Origin of the sequence: Vibrio sp. SCSIO 43153, assembly GCF_023716625.1 — a bacterium.
GTDB classification, from domain to species: domain Bacteria; phylum Pseudomonadota; class Gammaproteobacteria; order Enterobacterales; family Vibrionaceae; genus Vibrio; species Vibrio rotiferianus.
Genome location: NZ_CP071856.1, coordinates 1,673,810 through 1,693,559 on the forward strand (window position 1 = coordinate 1,673,810; position 19,750 = coordinate 1,693,559).

Annotated in this window: 14 protein-coding genes; all 14 read left to right on the forward strand. The window is 45.0% G+C overall.

All coding sequences use genetic code 11. The features are described from left to right. The 14 genes from tagH to J4N37_RS23870 all read left to right on the forward strand — a co-directional run bounded on the left by tagH (position 1) and on the right by J4N37_RS23870 (position 19,744). On the forward strand, positions 1–1,470 hold the full coding sequence (gene tagH, locus J4N37_RS23805; protein ID WP_252042582.1) for a type VI secretion system-associated FHA domain protein TagH: 1,470 nt from the start codon (positions 1–3) through the stop codon (positions 1,468–1,470). A 2-nt stretch (positions 1,471–1,472) separates the two neighbouring features. Continuing rightward, positions 1,473–1,952, forward strand: a complete 480-nt coding sequence (gene tssJ, locus J4N37_RS23810; protein ID WP_029561125.1) for a type VI secretion system lipoprotein TssJ — start codon at positions 1,473–1,475, stop codon at positions 1,950–1,952. Positions 1,953–1,958: 6 nt separating this feature from the next. Continuing rightward, positions 1,959–3,293 carry a type VI secretion system baseplate subunit TssK gene (tssK, locus tag J4N37_RS23815; RefSeq protein ID WP_038887561.1) on the forward strand — a complete coding sequence of 445 codons (1,335 nt, stop codon included), beginning with the start codon at positions 1,959–1,961 and terminating at the stop codon, positions 3,291–3,293. A gap of 2 nt (positions 3,294–3,295) precedes the next feature. After that, positions 3,296–4,069: a type IVB secretion system protein IcmH/DotU gene (gene icmH, locus J4N37_RS23820; RefSeq protein WP_010452444.1), complete on the forward strand. Its 774-nt coding sequence runs from the start codon at positions 3,296–3,298 to the stop codon at positions 4,067–4,069. 25 nt (positions 4,070–4,094) lie between these two features. After that, positions 4,095–6,704, forward strand: coding sequence for a type VI secretion system ATPase TssH (gene tssH, locus J4N37_RS23825; RefSeq protein WP_252042583.1), 2,610 nt, complete (start codon positions 4,095–4,097; stop codon positions 6,702–6,704). A 2-nt stretch (positions 6,705–6,706) separates the two neighbouring features. After that, positions 6,707–8,287: a sigma-54 interaction domain-containing protein gene (locus J4N37_RS23830; protein ID WP_252042584.1), complete on the forward strand. Its 1,581-nt coding sequence runs from the start codon at positions 6,707–6,709 to the stop codon at positions 8,285–8,287. Next, a complete protein-coding gene (gene vasI / locus J4N37_RS23835; protein WP_252042586.1) occupies positions 8,284–8,940 on the forward strand; it encodes a type VI secretion system-associated protein VasI in 657 nt (218 codons plus the stop codon). Before J4N37_RS23830 ends, vasI begins: the two co-directional genes overlap by 4 nt. 8 nt (positions 8,941–8,948) lie before the next feature. Further along, entirely contained in the window at positions 8,949–10,370 is a 1,422-nt protein-coding gene (gene tssA / locus J4N37_RS23840) for a type VI secretion system protein TssA (protein ID WP_045385695.1), read from the forward strand. A 15-nt stretch (positions 10,371–10,385) separates the two neighbouring features. Beyond that, positions 10,386–13,931, forward strand: a complete 3,546-nt coding sequence (tssM, locus tag J4N37_RS23845; RefSeq protein ID WP_252042587.1) for a type VI secretion system membrane subunit TssM — start codon at positions 10,386–10,388, stop codon at positions 13,929–13,931. A 54-nt stretch (positions 13,932–13,985) separates the two neighbouring features. After that, complete coding sequence (locus J4N37_RS23850; protein WP_252042588.1) at positions 13,986–15,251, forward strand: type VI secretion system ImpA family N-terminal domain-containing protein; 1,266 nt, start codon at positions 13,986–13,988, stop codon at positions 15,249–15,251. 134 nt (positions 15,252–15,385) lie between these two features. Further along, the gene (locus tag J4N37_RS23855) at positions 15,386–16,069 is read left to right on the forward strand and encodes a GAD-like domain-containing protein (RefSeq protein ID WP_252042589.1); all 684 of its coding nucleotides are present in this window, start codon (positions 15,386–15,388) and stop codon (positions 16,067–16,069) included. 124 nt (positions 16,070–16,193) lie between these two features. After that, positions 16,194–17,501, forward strand: a complete 1,308-nt coding sequence (locus J4N37_RS23860) for a hypothetical protein (RefSeq protein ID WP_252042590.1) — start codon at positions 16,194–16,196, stop codon at positions 17,499–17,501. 198 nt (positions 17,502–17,699) lie between these two features. Continuing rightward, the gene (locus J4N37_RS23865) at positions 17,700–19,007 is read left to right on the forward strand and encodes a hypothetical protein (protein ID WP_252042591.1); all 1,308 of its coding nucleotides are present in this window, start codon (positions 17,700–17,702) and stop codon (positions 19,005–19,007) included. Positions 19,008–19,060: 53 nt separating this feature from the next. Beyond that, positions 19,061–19,744, forward strand: coding sequence for a GAD-like domain-containing protein (locus tag J4N37_RS23870; protein WP_252042592.1), 684 nt, complete (start codon positions 19,061–19,063; stop codon positions 19,742–19,744). The last annotated feature ends 6 nt before the right edge of the window (positions 19,745–19,750 follow it).

Genomic DNA, 19,750 nt, shown 5'->3' on the forward strand with positions numbered 1-19,750 from the left:
ATGAATAAACCAAAACTGCCATCTTTGACTTTATTGGTAACAAACGCGCAGCGTTTGGAATCTGGTTTGTCGGCTCAACATACTTGGAAGGAAACTGGCGGAATTATCGGCGCGGCGACGACATCAGAGTGGCGACTCACCGACTCGGATGGACAAGTAAGCTCAGAGCATTGTGAAGTGGTTGTACTCGATGGAGCGTATTGCTTAAAAGATATTTGCGGGAGCACGTACGTCAACGGCGCTCACTTACCGCTAGGGAAAGGCCAGTTAGCTCGCCTGAATCATAAAGACGAAGTTTCCATTGGGCCGTATCAATTGCGCATCCTATTTGGTAACGCTAATGAAGTCGAGGAACAGCATGGCTCATTGGACGCGCTGTTTACCTCACAAGACGAAGATCTACTTTCTGATTTGGCATACGAAGAAGAGCCTGAATTGGAAAGTGAAAGTATCGATGCTGACCCACTAAACGCGCTTGATGAATTAATGGGTTCTCAAGAAGCCAACGAAAACAGGTTAATTGAACCAGATCCTGAGCCAAGAGAATTACCCAAGCAATCATTAGTGCCGGATGAGGATTTGGGATTACATGAAGTTGCGTTTACCCCACAAGCGGATAGTGAGTATGAAATGACATCATCTATTCGTCTCAAGAAGATTTTAGGTTTTGGTTTTAACAAATTGAAACCCTCGAATAAAGAAGAGCGAACCAACGTTTCTCAATCTGTGGCACAGCCCACCCAACTAAATAACAACGATAGCAACGTATCAGAAGGTTTCACAATGGATGAAAAAGTACTGGATCTGTTAGAAGAGGAAGTGGCAAAGAGCATCCAGCCACAGACAGAGACATTTAACCATAGTAATACACAAACTAACCACCTTATCACGGGCCCAATGCTTGACGGTTTAGGGGTGGATTTGAGTGATGAAGACAATATGGCTCGAATGCATTTATTGTCACAAGAAATGGGTGAATCTCTTCAAGCATGTGTGCGCGGATTACTGGATTTGCATCAACAGGTGAGCGAGGGGCGCTTCGGAACGCTAAACCGAAACCTTCAACCTATCGAAGATAACCCACTGCGCCTAGGACTGTCATATGAAGAAACGGTTAAAACTCTTTATGACGCAGACAAAAGTTTGGTGCACTTATCTGCACCTGCGGCGATAGCAGAAAGCCTCAAAACGGTGCGCGATCACAACGAAGCAATGCAGCATGCAACCGCAGACGCGTTGAGTCAGATTTTAACTGCGTTCTCTCCGGAGGTGATGCTACGTCGCTTTCATCACTACAAACGCACCACTGATACGACGCAAACAACAAGTGATGAGTGGGCTTGGAAGATGTATTGCAACTACTACCGCGAATTAACTTCCAACCGCCAGAGAGGGTTCGAGAAACTGTTCTGGGAAATCTTTGAGCAGTCATACGACCGAAAAATTCGAGAAAAGCAACGGGAGCTATAGCCGTGATAAGAGTGCTATGGATGTTGTGCTCATTACTGATGCTGACCGCATGCAGTAGCGCGCCGGAACCTTATGAACCCGCGAAAGCACAAACAAAATTGACGTTCAGTTTGGTCAGTGATGATTTGGTCAACCCCAACATTTGGGGTGAATCATCACCAGTAGAGATTCAGGTATTCGAATTAAAAGACGATTCGATGTTTATGTCAGCGGACTATGACCAGCTAAAAAAAGACTACAAAACAGCGCTTCGAAGTAACTTCGTCAAAATTTACGACTACGTGTTGCTACCTGAACAGTTCAAATTCATCGATGCTTTTGAAGTCGACGAAGAAACCAACTACATCGGAGTGATGGCCCATTTTGCTGAACCAGAGCTCAGTGAATGGAAAAAAGCCGTCAAAATACTGAATAAGGGCAGGGAGTACCACTTGCTCATGATGTTTAAAGATTACAACGTAAAATTGGACAGGGTGGAATAGCATACGATGTTTGCGCGTAACCGAGTGATCTGGAATGAAGGCTTGTTCATTAAGCCTCAGCACTTCCAGCAACAACAGAGATATACAGAGTACTGCATCGATGAGCGTCTAGGCTCCGTTAGTCGTTACTTATACGGTGTTTCCGAGTTGTCATTAAACCCTGAGTACTTATCGTTTGGTCGTATTGCAATTGAGCGAGCTGTTGGGGTGATGCCTGATGGTACAGTCTTCCGTATTCCTCAAGAAGACCATATGCCCGACGCTCTAGAAGTTGATGATGCGTCGCTCGCGAACCAAATCGTTTACCTTGCCGTCCCTTTACGTAGTGAATCCTTGATGGAGATAAACTGGCCGGAAGAGCGAGGCACAGGACGTTATGTGAGTCGTCGTCAAGAAGTTCGTGATGTGCACAGCGTACAAGGTGACACCACTACAGTAGAGGTATCACCGATCCGTATGCAGATCATGTTAGAGCGAGAAGACAGAAGCTCTTACGCATCAATCGCTATTGGCCGTATTTTAGAGAAACGCCCAGACGGAAGTGTGGTATTGGATCCAGACTTTATCCCGTGCCACTTGAATGTGGTTGGTATGTCCTCATTGCATCGTTTCATCAACGAAATGTCGGGATTGATGAGGGAACGAGCAAAAAACATCGCACAACGCATTAGCTCACCGTCTCAAGGCGGCGTTGCAGATGTGTCCGATTTCATGCTGTTGCAGGCGCTTAACCGATTACAACCTCAGATGAAACATCTAGCGGAGCTTAGAAGTTTGCATCCAGAGCGGTTGTTTGAGTGTCTTTCAACCGTATGTGGTGAGCTTGCTACATTTACAGATGAAAGTCGATTGCCACCAAGCTTGCCAAGTTACAGTCACGATTTACCGAGTCAATCATTTCAACCATTGATTCGAAACTTACGTCAGAGTTTGAGTGTTGTATTGGAACCAAGAGCGGTCTCAATCCAACTAGAAAAACGCAAGTACGGATTAATGGTTGCACCGATCCACGATCCTCAATTGATGGAAAGTGCAGAGTTCATTATTGCTGTCAAAGCAAGAATGCCACTAGACGAGTTACGCCGTTTGTTCACGCAGCAAACCAAAGTGTCTTCAGTGGAGAAGATCCGCGAGCTGATCTCACTTCAGCTTCAGGGTATTCCGCTAACGTCACTACCGGTCGCTCCTCGCCAGCTTCCATATCACGCGGGTTATACATATTACCAGCTGGACAAAACAAGCCCTGCGTGGTCAATGCTGAACCATTCCAGTGGTTTTGCGTTCCATGTAGCTGGTGCATTTGAAGATCTAGACCTTCAGTTCTGGGCGATCAGGAGTTAAACATGGAGCCAACCAAAAAAGACTCCCCATTGTCGAGCTTACTGTTTGACGATGTGGAAAAAATCAACCACGACCAAGACTACTGGTTTCAACTTCGTGGCGACAACCCAAACCCTTTGATCGATGCAGCCACACCCTTGTTTGGCCTTTCGCTACGAGTTCGCTCACTTACTGAGTGTGAAAATATCGACCTCATTTATCGTCAAACAGTCGAAGAAATCAAAACGATAGAAATCGAGCTGTCAGAGCAAGGCTATGAGCATGCCATCTTAATGGCGTATCGCTACATTTTGTGTGCATGTCTGGATGAGTCTGTAATGGGCACCGAGTGGGGTGCGTCAAGCGTATGGGCAGAGCATTCGATGCTATCGCGCTTTCATAATGAAACCTGGGGTGGTGAAAAAGTATTTACCATTCTAAATCGTTTAGAGGGCGAGCCGGAGCGATACAAATCTTTACTCGAGTTTATCTATCACTGCTTGATTTTGGGCTTTGAAGGAAAATACCGCGTTATGGAAGGTGGTCATGCAGAGCGCGAAAAGGTGATTACACGTCTGCACGATATTCTGAGTAGCTTTGACGAACGTGAACCTCAAGCTCTTACTAGCGCGACTGAACATGTCGTTCGTGCCAAATATAAGTTAAGTCGACAAATTCCGGTTTGGTCGGTGTTCCTAGGGTTCGTCGTTCTCTGGGCTGGGCTGTTTTTGGGGTACACATACGTACTGCATAACAAATCAAGCGACGTTTTAAATCAATTAAATCAAATACTTTAATAATAATTAGGCTAGGTGGTACGTTGTGATCCGTATAGAATTACCAACTCTTATCTCAAAACTTAACGCTCAAAGTAAATTAGCTTTAGAGCAAGCGGCTTCGATTTGTATTGAACGCCAACATCCAGAAGTGACACTAGAGCACTATTTAGATGTGCTTCTAGATAACCCACTATCGGATGTTCGCCTAATTCTGAAACAAGCTGGGTTGGAAGTAGAAACGGTAAAGCAAGCAATTGTCGAGACGTACAGTCGCGAGCAAGTGCTTGATACTTATCCTGCATTTTCCCCACTACTCGTTGAGTTGCTTCAAGAAGCATGGCTTCTCTCAACCACAGAGCTAGAACAAAATGAGTTACGCTCTGGTGCAGTATTTCTTGCTGCACTAACTCGAGTTGACCGTTATCTTCCTTTCAAACTGATTGCTCTTTTCGAAGGCATCAACCGAGAAAGCTTAAAGAAAAACTTCGCGTTAATATTAAACGAATCAGCAGAAACTGCCGTTGAGAACAAAAGTGAGCAGCGTCAATCACCACTTCAAAATGCTGCAGAAACGCCACTTGGTAAATTCTGTACCAACGTAACAGAGCAAGCACGTCAGGGTGAACTTGACCCAGTATTGTGTCGTGAAAACGAACTAAATCTGATGATTGATATCCTCTGCCGCCGTCGCAAAAATAACCCTATTGTTGTCGGCGACGCGGGTGTTGGTAAAAGTGCCATGATCGAAGGTCTAGCCTTGCGCGTGGTTGCTGGTAATGTGCCGACTCAACTACAAAACGTAGAGTTATATTCATTAGATTTGGGCCGATTGCAAGCGGGTGCTTCGGTTAAAGGTGAATTTGAAAAACGCCTTAAAGGTGTTATCGATGCCATTAAGGACTCGCCAAAGCCAATCATTCTATTTATCGATGAAGCGCATACACTTATCGGTTCAGGTAACCAAGAAGGTGGTAGCGATGCCGCTAACCTTCTCAAGCCTGCGCTAGCACGTGGTGAGCTAAGCACTGTTGCCGCCACAACTTGGAAAGAATACAAAAAATACTTTGAAAAAGATCCTGCGCTAACTCGCCGATTCCAGCTCGTAAAACTCGATGAGCCTAGTATCGAACAGGCCGTTGATATTTTACGTGGTCTAAATGGTGTGTATGAGAAAGCGCACAATGTATTAATCACTGATGACGCTTTGAAAGCAGCGGCGGAACTGTCTGCTCGCTACATCTCAGGACGTCAACTTCCGGATAAAGCGATTGATGTGCTCGATACTGCCTGTGCACGTATTGCGATCAACATGACAACGCCGCCTAAACGTTTAGCGATGCTAGAAACACTTTGTCACCAGCGCCAGCTTGAAATTGATATGTTGGAGCGTGCCCAGTACCTTGGGCAGACTGTCGATGCAGAGCGCCTTGATGTTCTTCGCACGCAAGAAATGGTAGATGAAGCAGAAAAAGCTGAACTCACAGAAAGCTGGCAGCACCAAAAAGAACTGGTGGAATCGATCATCGAGTTACGTGCTGAACTCATGTCCCTGAGCAAAGCAGAAGAACAAGACGCGGAAAAAACCGAGCAGGTTTACACTGAGCTGCAAGAGAAATACGGTGAACTGGACGCGATTGCACATGAGCAACGTTTGATGTATCCCCAAGTTGATTCAGACCAAATCGCAGAGGTTATCGCCGATTGGACTGGTGTGCCGGTTGATCAGATGAATACCAATGAGCTGAACAAGATCACTCACCTTACAGCAACACTAGGAGAGGCGATCAAAGGGCAAGATATCGCAATTGAGCGCATTCATCGCCACTTGCTAACCGCTCGTGCTGATTTACGTCGCCCTGGCAGACCAAAAGGCGCTTTCTTACTTGTTGGCCCAAGTGGTGTTGGTAAAACAGAAACTGTTGTTCAGCTAGCCGAGCAGTTATATGGTGGTAAGCAGTTCTTAACAACGATCAATATGTCGGAGTATCAAGAGAAACACACAGTATCTCGCCTAATTGGTTCACCTCCAGGTTACGTTGGTTACGGTGAAGGTGGTGTATTAACCGAAGCCATCCGTAAAATGCCTTACTCAGTTGTCCTTTTGGATGAAGTAGAAAAAGCACACCCAGAAGTATTGAACATCTTCTATCAAGGCTTTGATAAAGGTGAACTTGCCGATGGTGAAGGCCGCTTGATCGACTGTCAAAATATCGTGTTTTTCCTAACCTCTAACCTTGGTTACCAAACCATAGTGGATTACGCAGAAGACAAAGAAAAACTCGATGATGCGCTATATCCAGAACTGGCAGCATTCTTCAAGCCTGCACTATTAGCTCGTATGGAAGTGATTCCTTACCTTCCGTTAGGTAAAGAAGTACTTGATCAAATTGTTCGCGGCAAGCTAACACGCCTAGAGAAGCTATTTAAGTCTCGCTACAACGCAGAGATGGAAATAGGTGAAGGTCTAATTGACGAAATTCTAAGCCGAGCAACTCGTAGCGAAAATGGTGCTCGTATGCTTGAGGCCATCATCGAAGGTCAGCTATTACCACCAGTATCGCTTGCTCTCCTTAACAAGTTAGCCGAAAGAGAGCCGATTCATCGCATTCGTCTTGCTGCATCGGATGGCGAGTTTATCGGGGAGGTAGAGTAACCATGAGTCAATGGTTGGCGTTTGCTACCGAATTGGTGGGGATAAGAAAACCCCACCTGCTCGCGTTGCGTTTTGTCGATTTGCTTAATAAAGGCATGAAACTAAGGGACAGTTTTTTATTGTTACCGTCGTCAGATGGTCGCAATTTGGTTCCGCATGACTCTCAGCGCCAATACGCATGGTCAGTAACTGATTTCGATGCCCCATTTGCACATGTTCTGCAATCACTTAAAACGATGCACCTTACCGCAGAAGACTTGATTTTCTGGCGTTCAAACCGAGCGTTCTCTGAACTGGTCGAGAACGTTGGAATGTTTGATTCAGTTTGTGTGCAGCCTTTGCCAATGGGTGATAGACAAGTCCATTCGATACTGCTGATGATTGGAGAAAACCACACGGTCTCAAACGTACTTAAAGACACGGGCTTCATAAGGTTTGTTGATGTGTTTGCGCAGCAATGGAAATTGCTCACGGAAATGGAACGTGAAGAGCAAACTCGTATGGAAATGAAAGAGTCGCTTTATGATATACAACGCGACTCAGCGCAACGAATGATGGCAAATAGCTTGGCAACCACGTTAATCGGGGAAAGTGCGGCAATGCAAAAGTTGAGAGAGCAAATCGTATCTGCAGCAAACTCTCAGCTTTCCATAATGGTTCAAGGTGAAACAGGGACAGGGAAAGAACTTGTTGCTGCCGCTGTTCATGAGCTTTCATCTCGTCAGTCTGCACCAATGGTCGCTGTTAACTGTGCCGCCATCCCTGAACATCTCCTAGAGAGTGAGTTGTTTGGTTACTGTAAAGGTGCTTTCTCCGGTGCAGATACCGATAAGCAAGGTCTCATCGCACAAGCAGACGGAGGCACATTATTTCTTGATGAAATTGGTGACATGCCCCTGACGCTTCAAGCAAAGTTACTTCGCGTACTCGAAACTCGAACATTTCGCCCTCTTGGTGGAAAGCAAGAGCAGAGCTCCGATTTTCGATTGGTTTCAGCAACACATGTCAATTTGATCGAGCAGGTAAGAAAGAAAACCTTCCGACAAGACTTGTATTATCGACTGTTTCAATATCCGATTTCATTGCCTAACTTGTCAGTTCGATTAGACGATTTGGCTTTGCTATGTAGTCACTTTGTACGCATGTTTAACCAGCAACACGGCACAAGTATTCGTGGGCTCAACTATCGAGCACTGGACTGTTTAAAACAGTATGATTTTCCGGGCAATGTCCGTGAGCTAAAGCATCTGGTGGAGTTTGGTTGTGCACAAACACTAGATGGAACAGAAATCGAAGCGGGTTGCTTTGTTCACCGTTTAAACTTAATGCGTAATCTTGACCCCGTTGCTGAATCGGACTCTGCTTCCGTTTCGGAGCAAGTACTTTCTATTGAAGAACAAAGTTATACGCCTAACTTTGCGGTTATTGATGACTTGAAGCAAGCCATCAACGACTTTGAAGCTACCATTATTACCGAAAGGTTAACGCGTTTCTCTGGTGATCGTGCCAAGGCAGCAAAAAGCCTAGGCATTCCAAAACGGACGCTGGCGTACAAGTGTCAAAAACTGGAGATCAAAGCATGAAACAGTGCCTTGTAGCAGTAATTGTTGCATCCAGTTGCCTTAGCGTTAGCTCGGACAGTTTTGCAAATCAAACAGAGACATTGGTAGAGCAGGCAAATCAGTGCCGAGAAATACCAGCGCGCCTAGACCGCCTTGCATGTTTTGACGGTGTCTTCGCGACGCCATTAGAAGAGCATACTACCCCCGTTGCTGATAACCCTTACCCTTCTGAGTGGAATCGGGCGATCGAGGCTCGTGATGGTCTAGAGCCCGGAGAGGGGTGGGCCTTAGTTGTTGAAGGTGAAGGTAAAGATGGGAGTGCTTGGGTCGCTTTACCTGCTCAAAATACCACGTTTGCAGAGCAAGACGCGCCAGTGCTTCTGCTCAGTTGCATCAACAACTTGAGCCGTGTTGAATTAGCGTTGCCTCAAGAAGCGGCCGATGCTCGTATCCAAGTTTCTGTTCGTGGAGCGATGCAATATTGGCGTAGTGATGACTATGGCGTGTTGTTTTCGTCGGCGCGGGGGTTACCTGCAATCGACATGATGAAGCGCATTGGGAATGACTCATATCTGACGCTGCGCTCCAATTCAGATCTCGCTGATGGCCTTCAGTTTAACACTCGCGACTTAAAGCATGGCCTTCGAGCGTTACGCGAACGTTGTGGTTGGTAGGAGGACAAATGGAAATTACCGAATACCGCCAATGTATCGCTAAACCGATCAGTAATGATAGCCCGGTAGGCGAACGACTTGTCGATCATCCCCTTTTTGACTTTGTCGAAGATCAGATGATGAAAGTTGGCTCGCTTGCACATGCATCGGTCCAGTGGGATGAAGTTGAGCACAGCACGCTGAAGCTTCTTGGAGAGCAGAGCAAAGATATTAAACTGCTCGTTTATTTACTCCAGTGTTTACACAATCAAGTCACGCCAATGCGCCTTATTACGTCGTTTGAAGTAATGGGGGAGTTTATAAGTCACTATTGGAACGAGAGCTTTCCAGCACCGGGACCAAGGGGGAACTTGCCAAGGAGAAAGTTCTTCAGCCAAATGGCCCAACGCTTTACTTTAGTGATTGATAAGTTTGACTTCTCCACGTTAGACGAAACAGATCGCCAAGCGTTACAAAAAGCCGTAGCAGAATGGCAAGAGGCGATTGAGAAACTGGAACTTACCTCAGAGCTAGTCGACTCTGTCGTGGTTCGAGTGAAAGGAGAGCTTTCTCGTGCTGAAGAAAGCCAACGAGTAACGGAACAAAGTGCGCAGAGTGAGGCGAAAACCGAGCAAGTTGCACCGACATCTGTCACTCCATCATCTTCTAGTGTTGTGGTGGATCACTCAAGCGATAAAGCGGCTAAACAAACACTGTTGAAAGTGGCTGATTTCCTTTCCGAACAGGATTACGGAATTGCGCTGGCGATTCGACTTAGACGTTTCGCCGTATGGGGCAGTATTTCTTCATTACCAGATCATAAACAAGATGGCGAAACCATGCTTCGTGGGATGCAAGTTGATCGAGTAAAAGACTATCAAGATCAGCTTCGTCACCCAGACCTTGCTCTATGGCGAAAAGTAGAACAAAGCCTGACGCTTGCTCCCTATTGGTTTGAGGGTCAACTCATGAGCCATACCATCGCCAAACAGTTAGGCAAAGAAGACTGGTGCAAAGCCATAGTGGAAGAGACGCAAAACTTTCTCAATCGCATGCCTTCTTTATTCGAACTGAAGTTTAAAGGTGGTGAACCATTCGTTTCAGAAAGTGTGAAAGAGTGGTTAATCAACGTTGGTCAAGCTGACGGTTCATCAGGTCAGTCTGTTGGGGGAGATTGGCAGGAAAAACGTAAAGAAGCGTTTCAGTTGGCAAAAGAAGGTGGCATCGCCGTCGCGCTTTCCATGTTGAATGATGGCCTAGTCAGCGCTGTCGAGCCAAGAGACCAGTTTTATTGGCGACTTTTGGCGGCTGATCTAATGCGCACCAACCATCTCGATGCAATGGCAAAAGAACAATACCAAACACTCAATAGTCAGATCGAAAATCTCACCGTTCCTGACTGGGAGCCGAGTTTGGTTGAACAAATACAAAGATATACAACGTCAGAGTAAACAAGGACACAATTCATGTGGAAATTTATTGTCGGAATAGTAAAACGGCTTAAACCTGGGCTTGCTGCGGCAATGCCTATTTTGCTATTCACAACGTTCATATTGTTGAACGTTGCCATTTGGTGGGCAGGACCATGGTTAGTTATTGCGGAGCAAAGGCCGCTGGAGTCCATTACGGCTCGTGCTGTTGCTAGTAGCTTGTTTACTCTGGGCGCATTAGCGATTTGGGGCGTCTGGCAGTGGCGTAAATTACAAGGATTTAAAGCGGAGCAAGTACGCGAAGAGAAACTGCGTCAAGATCCAATCAAAGTCTATGAAGAGCGCCAAGAAGTTGAGCTGAATCAGGTCATGGTAAACATGAAACAAAGCCTGAACAAGCACAACTATTTGTATGCATTACCTTGGTACCTTGTCCTCGGGTTAGAGAATGCCGGCAAAACAAGTTTGATCAACCGTTCGGGTCAAAATTTCGTATTCTCATCAGTAATGCGTGCTTCGGGCCAGAAAAGCGAAAACCCTTACTCATTTGATTGGTGGGTAGGGGATGAATCGGTTTTGATCGACCCTGACGGAGAGTTGCTAACACAAGGTAACCGAAGCGAAGAAAACAACGGTGAGATGGAGCGTCGACTGTGGTTACACTTTGTTAATTGGCTAGAGCGTACGCGTAGTCGTCGACCGCTTAATGGTATTGTATTGGCGTTAGATGTTTCGCATTTGGCAACCGCAACCGCATCAGAGCGTAAAGCATACGCAAATTTATTGCGTGCCCGCTTACGTGAATTAATGGAGACATTATCGACTCGTTTACCAGTGTACATCTCACTAACAAAACTCGATTTGCTATACGGCTTTGAACCTTTCTTCAAGCATTACACAAAAGCGCAGCGAGAAGAGGTGCTCGGTTTTACTTTTTCAATGGATTCCGTTGATAACCTAGACTCTTGGTTGGAAGAATTTGTCTCTGAATACACGCAATTCGTTGAACGTATTAACGATATGCTGCCTCATACCGTATCTGCACCAATGACATTGGAAGAGCGTAATGCTATTTACAGCTTTACGCGCCAGATTGCAGGCTTAAAAGACATACTAGAGCTCTTCTTCCAGGAAGCATTGGCAAGTGACCAGTTCTCTACCTCCGCTCTGGTTCGTGGTGCTTACTTTACGTCCGTGTATCAGCAGGGTGTTCCAAGCAATGCATTTGATGATGCAGCCTCGCGTCGTTACGGTTTATCCCATGCGATCAACACCGCGCAGAGAGCAAAAAACTCCACGGTATACTTCACTGAGAAACTGTTCACCCACATAATTTATCCAGAAGCTGGCTTGGCATCCGATAACTTCCGTGTGGCGAGAAACAAACGTCGTCTGCTTATGCTTTCTTTCGTTGCGTGTTCTATTGCGACGGTACTGCTAGTCGGTAACTGGCACCGTAACTACATGAGTAACGTTCAGCATGCGGATAAAGTGCTAGCCAAAGTTAACCAATATAAAGAGCAGTTTAGTGGTAACAAGAGTCTGAAATCGCAACAAAATGTTCTAGATCCTCTTAATCAGATCCGTGAAGCCACACTTGAATTTGGTTTCTTCCGAGAAAAGCCTAAGTACATATCAGACTTTGGATTGTACCAAGGCCATACCATCGGGCCGAAAGTTGAGGAAACGTACCTAAATTTACTAGAGACTCGTTTACTGCCACTGTTGATGGCCGATGTTGTTGTAGATCTAAACCAAGCTCAAACCGACGAAGAGAAGTTGGCAGTACTTAGAGTCTATCGAATGCTAGTTGACAAGAGTGGTCGCTACCAAGATTACGTTCTGGACTACTTTGCCAAGTACTGGCAACAAGAGTTTTCAGGTCAGCGTAAAATTCAAGAAGACTTGCTAGGGCACCTAGATTACGCAATGCGCCATACTGACTTAGAGGCAGATCGCCTAAATGGTGACAAAGATGCTGAGTCGGTGATGAAGCCTTACGATAGAGTGATCGCACGAGCACAAACCGAGCTAAGCACAATGCCAAACGACCAGCGTGTTTACCGAAACTTGAAACTAAGTGCTCAGACGCTACTAGGCCCAGCAGTCAACTTAAGAAGTCTTGTTGGCCCAGTGTTTGACGTGGTTTTTGAAGAACGCGTGATGAACAGTGAGAGCCTTTACATTCCGCAAATGCTGACGAAACGAGGCTTTGAAGATTTCTTCATGCCACAATCTGAGTCGGTCTCAGAGTTGGCGCTGATTGACAGTTGGGTATTGGGGCAAACCAAAACCGCGCAGTTTAGTGAAGCCGACAAACAAGCGCTTAGAGATAAGATTCGCAGCTTGTACGTAGCCGATTACACAAACACATGGCGTGCAGCGCTGAATGAAATTGATGTGAAGTATTTCAATGACATCAACGACGCAGTTATGGTGTTAGAAAATCTCACCAGCAACCTTGAGCCGATGCAGCGTCTATTGCGTACGCTGGACAATAACACCCAACTATTTACCACGTTACCTGCAGACGACGCAGCACAGAATGAGTTGTTGAAGAGTCCAAAATACAAAGTCGCCTCCATGATCGAGACACCGTTTGCGGATCTTAACGGGATGCTCACTCAAGTGGATGGCCAGCCAGCATACATCAACGAAGTTCTGGCTTCCGTTGACGAGCTTAAGAGCTACTTAACGGCTATTAAAGATGCGCCAGATGTCGGAATGGCAGCCCTTGATGCTACCAAAGCACGAGTTAAGTTAATTAACGCAGACCCAATCTATACGTTGAAGCGAATCTCATCTGGTTTGCCTAAACCAATGGACAGCATGTTTGCGAAATTGGCAGATGAAAGTTGGTATGTTGTGAAGCAAGAGGCGATCAAGCATTTGGAAGTTCGCTGGACAGAAGATGTGTATGCGCCATTCCAGAGCAAACTGGCAGGGCGCTATCCATTTACGCAAGGTTCTAAGAAAGACGCGTCGCTACAAGATTTCGAATCTTTCTTTGCTCCTAACGGCACGCTGGATAGCTTTTACAACAACCAACTGAAAATGTTTATTGAAGAAAACATTACAGTGACAGCCGATGATTCTGCTCAATCGATCATTCGTAAAGAAGTGCTGGATCAGATCCAACAAGCCCAGAAAATTCGTGAAGCATTCTTCAACAGAAAAGGCATATTGGATGTGAACTTCTCGGTAGAACCGATGAGCCTAACCAACAATAAGCGTCGCAGTTTGCTTAATGTGGACGGGCAATTCCTTGCTTACAGCCACGGCCCGCGTGAAAGCGTAGAGCTGATCTGGCCTAACACACTGAGAGACTCTGCTGTATCGAAAGTGACTTTGATTCCAACCAAATCAAACATGTCACCTCGCAGTGTTCAACTTCAAGGTCCGTGGGCGTTCTTCCGCCTGCTAGACAAAGCGTCGGTTGTTTCAGCAAGCCCAACCTCAGTCGACTTTAAGTTTGATGTTGATGGTGGTGAGATGATTTACCGCGTTAACTCAGAGGCAGATGCGAACCCATTTACTGAGCGTTTATTCAAATCGTTCAAGTTGTCTAAAACACTTTACTAACCCAAAGAGCCAGAGCGAGTGATTCGCTCTGGCCTTTTCAGGACGATATCTACAATGTCCAATGTGATTTATATTGATAATGCGTTTTTTCGACTAACTCAGGATTCTGACTCAATTCGAGTCTTAGAGCCTTACATCCGAGTAAGAGAAGAAATCAACCGTCGCTTTAACCCTATTGCTGGTGGCAGTGATTGGGAGGCAGTTAAAGAAAACTGTGAAGTATTAGCACGTGGCCCTGGGATTGATTTTATGATGTGCGGCTACTACACAGTGGCATGTCTAAAGACTCAAGGCTTGACTGGCTTCGCTACGGGTCTAGAGCTATTAAGCAGTAGTCTAGCGAATCAGAGTGGCGGTGATACCAAAACAGCCAAAATGCGTAAAGAGCTTCTCGATTGGGTCAACGGGCGTGTTGTACAAGAGCTGAAAGCGTTGAAACCGGATCACGGTACTCTCCGTGAACTGTATCGAGCAGAGCGATTTTGCGATCGTTTACACCAATTAGTTGAGAAGCAAAGTACCGATTATAAAGTCGATTTTGAAGGAGTGGGGTTCGCGCTTTTTGAACATATTGACCGCATAGAAACCCAATACCACAATTTACTCAAGAAACAGGAGCGAAGTGAACCACCTAAGCTAAAGTTCTGGCAAAAAGGACTCGGCATGTCGACGATAGCGGCGTGTGCTGTCGTTGTGGGTGTATTGGCCGGGTGGAAAGGTTGGCCATGGTACCACTCTACACCTTATGGGCAGCCTCAGCTTATTAGCAAAATAAATGATACGCAGCAGGCTAAGTTGTTTGTTGAGCAGTCTTCCGACAAGCAACGAGCACGTTGGCAAAAAGATCTTGTTCCATTATATGGCGAGGCACTAGAGCACGACATGTTGGAATCATTCTCCGATTCCAAACGACAAGCGATGGCTCATGTTCAACTGCTTAAAACGTTATATCCTCAAGATGATAAAACAACACAGCTCGAAGCAATGTTTTCAGAGCAGCAGCAAGTAGCACTAGAACAAACCGAGTTATTTGTTGCTAAGTTCAGTGACATTCGAACTAAGATGGCGAACATTTCCTTACTAGCGAAGCGTGGAAAATGGCGAGACTTACAAAAGCAAACCAAATCCTTGGAGGCCTTTGCCATTAGCTTATCTCCAATCTACGGGCGTGTGGATTATGTTCAAGAACTCATAAAAAACGGTGAGCTAGAAACCGCTGAAAAAGAGTTTGATATTCTTAAAGATCGGCTTAACAACCTTAGCTGGAAGATAGCTGTATTAGAACAGGAAATTGATAGTTCCGGCAGTATCACTCAATAGGATGAATTGATTATATTTTTATAGCGAACCAATTAGGTTCGCTATTTATTATATTAAAAGCACGTGAATGCTGATTATGGGAAAGGAAAATTCCTCTACAGAAAAGCAGGATGCTCAAATATATGGAATAGATAATGAGCTTTATATTTCATTGGTCTGCAAAAATGCAGCAAGCTTTTGAGGAGTTTGAGCATACAATGGGTGTGCATCGTGGTTTCCCCATCGTTAGCAGTACACCAGTCCCCTCTGAGGTTCTTGAACAATACGACGGAGTATTGCCTAAAAATCTGCTTGCCTATTGGGAGCGCCATGGCTGGTGTGGATACGATAATGGGATGTTTTGGACGGTAAACCCTAACGACTACCGAGAAATTATTGAGCGCCTATCAGCAATCAGTCAGCTAGATGACCCGTCGGAGAATTTTGTGATAGCCAGAGGGGCATTTGGTGATCTGGAAATCTGGAATCGCAAACGAGGTGATGTCATGTCTTTCTGCCCAGTGATTGGGTTGTTATATAAGTGGCATATTGACGTCAAGCCTGAGAAAACCGAAGAAGAACTAGAGTCGAATATGGCCTCTTTCTTTTGGCGAGCTTCAAGCTATGACCAAGACCAAGAAGATGAAAATGACGAACTTTTGTTTGAACGTGCTTTAGACAAACTCGGCCCTTTAGCGGAAAACGAAATGTATGCGTTTGTTCCAGCGACTTGTTTAGGTGGAAAGTGGCTTTTGGAAAATCTGCAAAAAGTGGATATCACCACCCACATAGAAATGTTAATGAATCTTGAAGAGCCGAATATTAATATCATGCGCTAGTTTCATTATTTGGATAAATAGACGACAAGTTAAATCCGTTCATCGGTTAAAGGGCTGGCAACAATTCATTCAACGTGCTTTGAAAAGAGAATGCCACGCCTTAGCTAAATAGAGAGCTAACACTATGCCAAGAGCGAGCTTAGAATTCGCCGCAACATTATATCAAGAGCAGAACGAACTATTAGAAAGCATGCGGGATGATAATGATAGTGTGCTTGATGCCATTTATGATGCGCAAAAGCGCTATGATGATTATGTTCGAAAATTATCAACTCAGCCAGAAGTCGTAGCGGCGGTGCCTAGTTTTGTAAACGACCGATACAATGCTTATTTTCAAGCGGCTGCGTGGCATGTGGTGTATTTGTCTCAAAATACAGACGTTCTTGATAAGATGTTTATGCTCGAATTCGCCCCCGGAGATGCGCCTAGGTGGACAGACCATAGAAGCTTTCATTTTTTGGAGGAAAAGGAAGCCGATTATATTATTAATTACTTGAAAACGAAGGAGGAGGAAGATTGGTTGTCCACTGTGGATAACTACATTTCACGCAACCGTCGAGCTGAACATTTAAATTTGTTTGTACGCGAAGGAAAGCTTCGTTTTTCAGGAAATTTTTGGGACGTTGCTAGTTATTTTAATACCCCTCAATCGGTACAACTCATTAAAGAGTTGGATCAAACGTCTGGCACAGGGATATACATTCGTGACCTACTTTTATTACAACAGTCTGAAGCTTGGGAGCGAGTCAGGACGCGAGAGGGTATAGAAAGTGACTTTGGCGATACCCTAGCGCGATATGGTACGCCCGATGATTTGGACTTGTTTACGCAGTTTATTGAATCCACTCCCCTTGACCTCAGGTACCTTTATCTAAAGACCATAGTCTCTTTTGGTAATTTACGTGCCTTAACTTGGTTGTTCAGTCAGCTCAAGCATTCAGATGCGGTCTATCGTGCAATTTGCTTTCAAAAAATGTGTGAGTTCTTTCCTGAAGAGTTGGATGATGACCCTGACTTTGAAGACATTTTAGAAGTGTATGAGGACACCCTGTCGCTTGAGGGGGAAGAGGAAGAAGAGTGGGAAGATCGAGTCCCAGAGCCAGCGTATCTTCAGTCGTTATGGGTTGACGTTCAAAGTAACGTGTTAGCCGTCAGAGACATCAATAAGCGCTATGATGGAGCTGGAGAGCGTGATCATGAATTTGACTTACTCTATATTCTTCGCACCAACCGCTACAACGGGATACGAAGTCGATTAGATACATTGTTTGAAGACCTTATCATGTACACGGGACAATATTTCCCTTTCGATTGTGATGCCTATATGGAAAAGCAGGATGCTCAAATAGATGTATGGGAAAAATACCTCGTAGAAAACAGAGAAAAATACTTGCCAGGGCGTTGGGTTCGTTGGGGGGAATACATTGACTAGCGTATGAATAATAAGCAGCTGAATTCGTTACCTGTGAATATATGGAAAAAATAATGGGAAGTCAGTTTGAGCGCTTTCAACGAGGTATAAGGACAGCTTTTGTTTTCCAGAAGTACCATTAATCGCTTTAGAGCACTCATTCATTCAACGTGCTTTGAAAAGAGAATGCCACGCCTTAGCTAATTGGAGAACAACACTATGCCAAGAGCGAGCTTAGAATTCGCCGCAACTTTACACCAAGAGCAGAACGAACTATTAGAAAGCATGCGGGATGACGATGATAGTGTGCTTGATGCCATTTATGATGCGCAAAAGCGTTATGATGACTATGTTCGAAAACTATCAACTCAACCAGAAATTGTGGCGGCGGTGCCTAGTTTTGTAAACGACCGATACAATGCTTATTTTCAAGCGGCTGCGTGGCATGTGGTGTATTTGTCCCAAAATACCGACGTGCTTGATCAGATGTTTATGCTCGAATATGCCCCCGGAGATGCGCCTAGGTGGACAGATCATAGAAGCTTTCATTTTTTGGAAGACAAAGAAGCCGATTTTATTATTAATTACTTGAAAACCAAGGGTGAAAAACTTTGGCTGCATAGTGTGAGTAACTATATTTCACGCAACCGACGAGCCGAGCATTTAGAGCTGTTTGTACGTGAAGGGCAATATCGTTTCCCAAGTAGTTTTTGGGGGGTAGGTAGCTATTTTCATACCGCTCAATCGGTACAACTCATCAAAGAGTTAGATCAAGCGTCTGAGACCGGGATATACATTCGTGACCTACTGTTATTACAACAGCCTGAAGTTTGGGAGCGAGTCAGGACGCGAGAGGAGATAGAAAGTGACTTTGGCGATACCCTAGCGCGATATGGTACGCCCGATGATTTGGACTTGTTTACACAGTTTATTGATGCCACTCCCGTAGGCCTTAGGTTCCCTTATTTAGATACCATAGTGTCTTTTGGTAATTTACGTGCCTTAACTTGGTTGTTCACTCAACTCAAATACTCGGATGCGGTTTATCGAGCTATTTGCTTTCAAAAAATGTGTGAGTTCTTTCCTGAAGAGTTGGATGATGACCCTGACTTTGAAGACATTTTAGAAGTGTATGAGGACACTCTGTCGCTTGAGGGGGAAGAGGAAGAAGAGTGGGAAGATCGAGTCCCAGAGCCAGAGTATCTTCAGTCGTTATGGGTTGATGTTCAAAGTAACTTGTTGGCTATCAGAGACATCAATAAGCGCTATGATGGAGCTGGAGAGTGTGATCATGAGTTTGACTTACTCTATATTCTTCGCACTAACCGCTATAACGGTATACGAAGCCGATTAAATAGTTTGTTTAACCAGTTAATTATTTACACGGGTCAATATTTTCCATTCGATTGTGATGCCTATATGGAAAAACAGGATACTCAAATCGATGTGTGGGAAAAGTACCTCGTAGAAAACAGAGAAAAATACTTGCCAGGGCGTTGGGTTCGTTGGGGGGAATACATTGACTAGTTTATTAAAAATAAGCGGATGAATTCGTTACCTGTGAATATATGGAATAGATAATGAGCTTTAAATTTCATTGGTCTGCAAAAATGCAGCAAGCTTTTGTTGAATTTGAGCATACAATGGGCGTGCATCGTGGTTTCCCCATCGTTTGCAGTACACCAGTCCCCTCTGAGGTTCTTGAACAATACGACGGAGTATTGCCTAAAAATCTGCTGACCTATTGGGAGCGTCATGGCTGGTGTGGGTATAACAACGGTTTGTATTGGACGGTAAATCCCAACGACTACCGAGACATTATTGAGCGCTTATCAGCAATTAGTCAGTTTGATGACCCGTCGGAGAATTTTGTGATAGCCAGAGGGGCATTTGGTGATCTGGAAATTTGGAATCGCAAACGAGGTGATGTCATGTCTTTCTGCCCAGTGATTGGGCTACTGCATCAGTGGCACACCGATGAAATGCCAGAGCAAAGTGAAGAAGAGTTGGAATTAGATATGGCTCTTTTTTTTGAAAGCGCTTCAAGCTATGACCAAGACCAAGAAGATGAAAATGACGAACTTTTGTTTGAACAAGCTTTAGAAAAGCTCGGCCCTTTAGCGGAAAACGAAATGTATGCGTTTGTTCCAGCGACTTGTTTAGGTGGAAAGTGGCTTTTGGAAAATCTGCAAAAAGTGGATATCACCACCCACATAGAAATGTTAATGAATCTTGAAGAGCCGAATATTAATATCATGCGCTAGTTTCAT